Below are 6,669 nucleotides of genomic sequence, written 5' to 3' on the forward strand. Positions count from 1 at the left end.
TTCTGGAAAGGCGTTCGAGGCCAACAACACCCCGAACGGTTAAGATGTCAAAAACCCGTTATCCGGTAGATCACAATGCTGCTCCTCTTAAGTGAACAGCATTGCCCTTGAGGGGGCTTTTCTCAAGTCAGAACTTATTTTGCGTAAACAGGGAATTTAGCGCATACAGTTTCAACTTTCGCTTTTACAGCGTTAATTACAGCTTCGTCGCCTTTGCTGTCCAGGATGTCTGCGATCCAGCCAGCAAGTTCACGTACTTCAGTTTCACCGAAACCACGAGTTGTAACAGCTGGGGTACCGATACGGATACCAGAAGTCACGAATGGAGAACGCGGGTCGTTAGGTACAGAGTTTTTGTTCACAGTGATGTGAGCAGCACCTAACCAAGCGTCAGCGTCTTTACCAGTGATGTCTTGCTTGATTAAAGACAACAAGAACAAGTGGTTTTTAGTACCGCCAGAAACTACGTCATAACCACGAGCGATTAATACTTCAGCCATTGCTTGAGCGTTCTTAACCACTTGTTGTTGGTAAGTTTTGTATTCAGGAGCCATTGCTTCTTTAAAGCAGATTGCTTTCGCTGCAACAGCGTGAACAAGTGGACCACCCTGGTTACCCGGGAATACAGCTGACTGTAATTTTTTCTCGATTTCTTCGTTTGCTTTAGCAAGGATTAAACCTGAACGCGGACCACGAAGTGTTTTATGCGTAGTCGTAGTCGTTACGTCAGCAATTTGCACTGGGCTTGGGTAAACACCAGCAGCAACCAGACCAGCTACGTGAGCCATGTCTACAAAAAGGTAAGCGCCAACTTTGTCCGCGATATCACGGAAACGCTGCCAGTCTACAACTTGGCTATAAGCAGAGAAACCAGCCACGATCATGCGTGGTTTGTGTTCTACAGCTAAACGTTCAACTTCTTCGTAATCGATTTCGCCAGTTTCCGGGTTTAAACCGTATTGAACTGCGTTATAAGTTTTACCAGAGAAGCTTACTTTTGCACCGTGAGTCAAGTGGCCACCGTGAGCAAGACTCATACCCAAAACTGTGTCGCCCGGGTTAAGAAGAGCTAAGTAAACAGCCGAGTTTGCTTGAGAACCAGCATGCGGTTGAACGTTAGCATAATCAGCACCAAAAAGTTCTTTAGCACGGTCAATTGCCAATTGTTCAATAACGTCTACATATTCACAACCGCCATAATAGCGTTTGCCTGGGTAGCCTTCTGCATATTTGTTAGTGAGTTTTGATCCTTGCGCTTCCATTACTGCTGGTGAGCAATAGTTTTCAGAAGCAATCAACTCGATGTGCGCTTCTTGGCGAGCATCTTCATTAGCGATTGCCTGAGCGATTTCTGGATCAAATTCGGCAATAGAGATATTGGCAAACATTAGCGAGGTCCTATTAAATTAGGGCTTTTAAGCCGTGCTAAGATTGGCGCGTATTGTAGCACGAAGTTTGTAAATGTTGAGAATGAACTTTACTCAGTTTTAAATAAAAAAATGCTCATGATTAAAAAACATGAGCATATATAGTCAAAACAAATTACTGAATTGGCATCAGAGATTTTACATCTGCAATAATATTAGGAATATTTAAAGCATAGACCGTTCCATGATCCCATTTCGTTGCAGCTGATTCATCGGTCAAATAACGGATATTGGTGTTTTGTTGTATCGCTGAAGAATAAAGTACGTCAGTCACTTGTTTCGGAACGGTAGGGTCCAGTGATCCCTGATAAATAATCACGGGCGTTGAGACTTTAACCTGAAGTGGCTGCGAATCTTTTTCCAAAAAGGTTTTAACTACAGGAATACCCATAAAATTCATTTGAGTACGCGGATAATTATTTATATTGACTGAACCCTCTGTTGCCACGTAATCATCCATCCCTTTAACAAATTCCTGCTCTAACAGATCATAGCAATCAACTTCTGCATTTTTCGCAATATTATCCGTAGGAGACTTAAAAACCTGACTATATTGCAAATCAGGATGAGGATTACGCAGTCCTGCTGTAATTAATGCAGTAAATGCATCCAAAGATGACAACGTTTTAATTTTTTTATTCAGGTCGGTTTCTTTTCCCGCGGCACTTTCCCCTGCTGTCAAAATAAGCGCAAGGTTAGAAGCTGGAGCGAGGGCTACTGTTCCTTTATAGATCAAGTTAGAGGCGCGTGAAGCATATTGGGCCGCACCTAAGGCAGCTTGTCCACCTTGTGAATGTCCTACTGCCATCCATTGGTTGGATGCTTTTGTCCCCAAATAATGGCGCGCAGCGACAACCGCATCCGTAATAGAATAGGCCTCGCTTTTTACATTCAAGAAAGGATGGAGCTCATTACCATTTGGTTCTCCCAACCCTTCATAATCAGGAGCAACCACCACATAACCCGCAGTTAAAAGTTGAGCAATCATTGCTTGAATATAGATATTCAATGCATTTCGACTCGGCGCACATTGGTCTGCCACGCCCGTTGTACCATGCGCCCAAACCACAATTGGCCAACCTTTTGCAGGCACAGCCGTTTTCGGTGTAAAGACCAATGCCGTTGCCTGAACTTGTTTAGCATTCACCCCCAACATTTTATAAGTCATCACTACGCTTTCACCCGCCACGCTAGTCATATTTGTTTTGTTATAAACTGTGGGGGTAGAAACGACCGGGTTCTGAATATCATTGACCGGAATTCCATTATTTGGACTATTGAAGACCGAATCACCATCTCCACTTCCACACGCTGTTAAAAGAATGACCGAACTACTGATAAACACCGTTAATAATGTTTTTTTCATTTTTGCATTTCCTTATATCTTTTTATTTTAATGATTTAAGTAATCATGAATATAAACTATTACCTTTATTTAATATTTGAACAATGCGATTTAACATCAAATAAAAAATTTAAAAAGAGACCGAATTCTTATTAATACAAATCAATGATTTTTATAAATTTTATTTTTTTTACTTTTACAAATATCAAACACTATTAATTTAACAAAATATGTCTGCTTTTATTTGTCTGATTCCAGGCTTGCGTGGAGTTAGGCTATAGAAGTATTAAAAAAATCGTGAGCAAAGTGGTCACTTCTTATGCGGCACCGATGACTAATCAACAAAACTGACCTATAAAAGCCGTCATCTAAGCGATAGCGTACAGATTAGTGAATTCATTAAACAGAAACCCAAAGGTATGCTTACGATTTATCAAATAAGCATTGATCAACATGACTGGCTATCCTGGTATCCATCTCAAGCCTGTATTTCGAGTGATGCTTTCGAAGCAGTGTATTTAACCAGCAGTCCGGTACAGAAATCAGCATGAACAGGGAAAAGAGCCTATTTTCAGTTTGTATCGGTATCTTTGAAAATGTTAAATTGACTCAAACAATCGCAACAGTTATGGATCTGTCATGCAAGCAATTATTCTCGATACCGAAACCCATACTTTAAATGGACAACCGATTGAGATTGCTTATGCGCCGATCCAAATTCATGACAGCAAACTTTCCTTAGATAAGAGCGAAATTTTCGACCAGCTTTATAGTGTCGATGAACCGATTTCGTATGCAGCCATGGCAGTGCATCATATTCTGGAATCCGAGCTGGTGGGTCAGCCTCACTACACGACTTTCAGCCTTCCACAGAAAACCACTTACATTATTGGTCACAATATTGATTATGATATTCGTGCCATCGAGAAATGCGGTGTAGATACCAGCAATATAAAAGCCATTTGTACCCTTGCCCTGGCACGTTTAGTCTGGCCGGATGCTGAAGCGCACAATATTTCTGCCCTTATTTATATGATCAGCAAAGGCAGTGAAAAAGCCCGTGAAATGATTAAAAAAGCACATCGTGCCGATATGGATATTATCTTAACCGCCAATATTTTAATGCATGAAATCCATCATTTAAACATTCAAAATATTGAAGAGCTTTATCTGGCATCGGAAGACGCGCGTATTCCTCGAACCATTAATTTTGGCAAGCACCGAGGCACAGCAATAGCAGATTTACCTGCAGACTATATGCAATGGCTGCTTCGTCAGGAAGATCTGGACCCTTATTTGCGCAAGGCTCTAGAGAAAACCAGTATTGTTACACTGTAATATAATGATTTGTAATATTATTTAATATTCCTGTCATGATTGCCCCCTACAATCAGCCTTAATTTATTGCAACGTAAATTAAAGCATGACTCAATTTCATAAAACTGATTTAGGCATTGAAAGTTTAAAACAGCGTTCAATGAATCTGAATGCTCGTCAGCGCAGACTGTTACTATTGATTGGCACCGATGATTTTGATCTGCTTTCTGAACAATTCAGGCATCGTATCGCGCCACCCGAATTACTCGAACAGTTGCTGGAAATGGGACTGATCAGCCGTGCGGCTAACCCGTCCATTGAAACACCCCTGACATCCGACAACCTAGATACAGAAATTAAAACCAGCCCTGCGCTGCAAAGCACTCAACTTAAGGATCACTCTGCCGAAGAAATTTTTGTTCCCAGCATTTCCCCATCTTCAATCGCGGAGGAAAAAGCTGAGCAGGCATCCTGTCAAAATGAAGTGCAAACAACGCTAGAAATCCTTGATTTTGAACAGGTCAAGCAATTCATGGCTGAGCTGCTGCAACGTCATTGCGGTTTAATGGCAAAACAGCTGATTAGCCGTATTCTGTCTGCTGACGATTTACGCAGTTTAAAACAGTGCCAGATGCAATGGATTACCACCCTACAGGAAAGCCGCATCACTCCACAGGAATTAAACCGCTACCTCAATCAGATCAATTTTTCTCTACAGAAGCTTCCAAGCTGATCAAGCTTAAGAGCTTTTTTATGTTTCATTATTTATTTAAGGTCTTAGCTATCTAAAACATATTTATTTTTATACTTATAAAACAATAAGATTTGATTTATTACACAATAACTAGATTAAATAAGAACCTATGGCGTGATTCTAAATACGACCTTAGCTGAATAGTAAAGTATTGCTAAAAACCGCATATATTAACTATTTCAGGGGAATTCATGATGACATCCTTACATTATTTAGAATTTCATCCGGCAGACCATCCCGTATACTTAAAAAAAATAGGTAATTGGGTAATAACATTTTTGAGTCCTAGAGAAGATCTGACCCATATCCAACTTGCGATTACCAGTGTGTTGCCACGCCAGGTCAGTGAAAACCTGCAACCTGTTCGAATCATTATTAATCAAACAGAAATTGAAAATCGCTGGTTAATCCAGCAAATCATCTGTTATAACAGTGCTCAAGGTAAGGATGAATTATTCAGTTGTAGTGATGCGATTGGAATCAAAGTTATTGAAAACCTGATAGAAGAGTTTAATAAATATGACGTTGAACTTAGTTTGATTTAAATATTGCTCCGTAACTCCATGTATTGATTATTTTTAATCATATTTTTATTTTTTTATAAAAACTCACCTTTAATGGTGAGTTTTTATCATATTTTCATTATTCAATAATACGATAAATACTCTTGGAAATACGGCTTTCAAAAAGCAGTTCAATACTTGGACGAATAATTTCACCTTTTACCACGATATGTTCGATCTTTTGAAATAATGAGAGTTTATGCAAAGCTGAATTTTCCGGAATTGTCTGTAATAATGCCTGTACTGCATGAATATTGCTAAATTGGTCTTTAACCTTTATCTCTATTAATTGGCTCATATTATTCCCTGCTCTCTTTATTTAAATAAACTTTTTATAGCATAAATTTTATTTATTCATAATTTAGAGATGTTAGATTTTTTGGCAATGTAATTTTTTATAAACAAATAGATGATATTCCTCTTAAACATGTTATTTAGAAAACGATTAATCTTTATAATAAATCACCTCGATCAATTTCTTCAATCATCTAAAATAAATTCTAGAGTATTGGTCCATTGGAAATTTTTTTAGCCCTAAAATAAGAAAGCCCGCATTACTGCGGGCTTTTATGTTGGAAGGCTAGTGCTGATTTTTTGCTTCAACCCGAAGGTTGCAAGCTCAACAAGCTGTCATTGATCCGTCCAACCACTTTGTAGCGTCTCTCGACCTACTGTATTTTTAATATAAAACTCGAAAATGAAATAGGCAACCCTGCTCAACATTTATACACAACAATTCAAAGAAACTATTATTGTATATTTTATAAATGCGTGGATAATAAATCCTGTTTTCATATTAGTTCGTATCTAATAGTTTATCTCTGCTATTTTTAGCCCAATGATAGTAAATACGCTCACGGCAACGAATTCTGTACCCAATATTGCCTGACAAGCTTTTCCATCTACTGAAAGAAATCCGGCTGTTTTATCTGCAATACGGATTCTGGGAATCACAATGACGTCTTGTCCTTCAGAATACCCCGGATGTTCAAGCACAGTAGTAAAGTCTGTAGAATCAATAAATATAAAATTTCCGTCCTTTCACTTTTAAAATTTCATCTAAATTTTCCCCATATTTCTTAGATTTGATTGGTCAAATGGCACGAATTTGCTTATCAGATTCATACAAAAATGGGTTAAATCATTTTGTATAAAGTACATAACCTGAGTTCGATGAAATCCACTTAACCTTTTAGCATATTTTGGAAAGTTGGCTTATTGGGGTTCAAACAATAAGCCACTACAGCAGCCATGATATTCACC

General features: G+C 38.7%; 7 protein-coding genes. 4 read left to right on the forward strand and 3 right to left on the reverse strand.

Annotation, left to right across the window (positions count from 1 at the left end):
• Positions 1-134 precede the first annotated feature (134 nt).
• Entirely contained in the window at positions 135-1,388 is a 1,254-nt protein-coding gene (gene glyA / locus ACE01T_RS16675; RefSeq protein ID WP_086195022.1) for a serine hydroxymethyltransferase, read from the reverse strand.
• Positions 1,389-1,542: 154 nt separating this feature from the next.
• A complete protein-coding gene (locus ACE01T_RS16680; RefSeq protein ID WP_395519719.1) occupies positions 1,543-2,793 on the reverse strand; it encodes an alpha/beta hydrolase in 1,251 nt (416 codons plus the stop codon).
• Between the two features lie 398 nt (positions 2,794-3,191).
• On the opposite strand from ACE01T_RS16680, the gene ACE01T_RS16685 reads away from it, so the two are divergent.
• The 4 genes from ACE01T_RS16685 (at position 3,192) to ACE01T_RS16700 (ending at position 5,388) form a co-directional block, all read left to right on the forward strand.
• Positions 3,192-3,323 carry a hypothetical protein gene (locus ACE01T_RS16685; protein WP_395519720.1) on the forward strand — a complete coding sequence of 44 codons (132 nt, stop codon included), beginning with the start codon at positions 3,192-3,194 and terminating at the stop codon, positions 3,321-3,323.
• An 88-nt stretch (positions 3,324-3,411) separates the two neighbouring features.
• The gene (locus ACE01T_RS16690; protein ID WP_395519721.1) at positions 3,412-4,110 is read left to right on the forward strand and encodes a putative quorum-sensing-regulated virulence factor; all 699 of its coding nucleotides are present in this window, start codon (positions 3,412-3,414) and stop codon (positions 4,108-4,110) included.
• Between the two features lie 85 nt (positions 4,111-4,195).
• Positions 4,196-4,822 carry a hypothetical protein gene (locus tag ACE01T_RS16695; RefSeq protein ID WP_180043794.1) on the forward strand — a complete coding sequence of 209 codons (627 nt, stop codon included), beginning with the start codon at positions 4,196-4,198 and terminating at the stop codon, positions 4,820-4,822.
• Between the two features lie 215 nt (positions 4,823-5,037).
• Positions 5,038-5,388, forward strand: a complete 351-nt coding sequence (locus tag ACE01T_RS16700) for a hypothetical protein (protein ID WP_180043815.1) — start codon at positions 5,038-5,040, stop codon at positions 5,386-5,388.
• A 97-nt stretch (positions 5,389-5,485) separates the two neighbouring features.
• Here the strand turns inward: ACE01T_RS16700 and ACE01T_RS16705 are convergent, their stop codons facing one another.
• Positions 5,486-5,704 (reverse strand): hypothetical protein, encoded by a 219-nt coding sequence (locus ACE01T_RS16705; RefSeq protein ID WP_180043796.1) that lies wholly within the window; start codon positions 5,702-5,704, stop codon positions 5,486-5,488.
• Positions 5,705-6,669: the final 965 nt, after the last annotated feature.

Origin of the sequence: Acinetobacter uliginosus (genome assembly GCF_044130295.1) — a bacterium.
In the GTDB taxonomy this organism is placed as follows: domain Bacteria; phylum Pseudomonadota; class Gammaproteobacteria; order Pseudomonadales; family Moraxellaceae; genus Acinetobacter.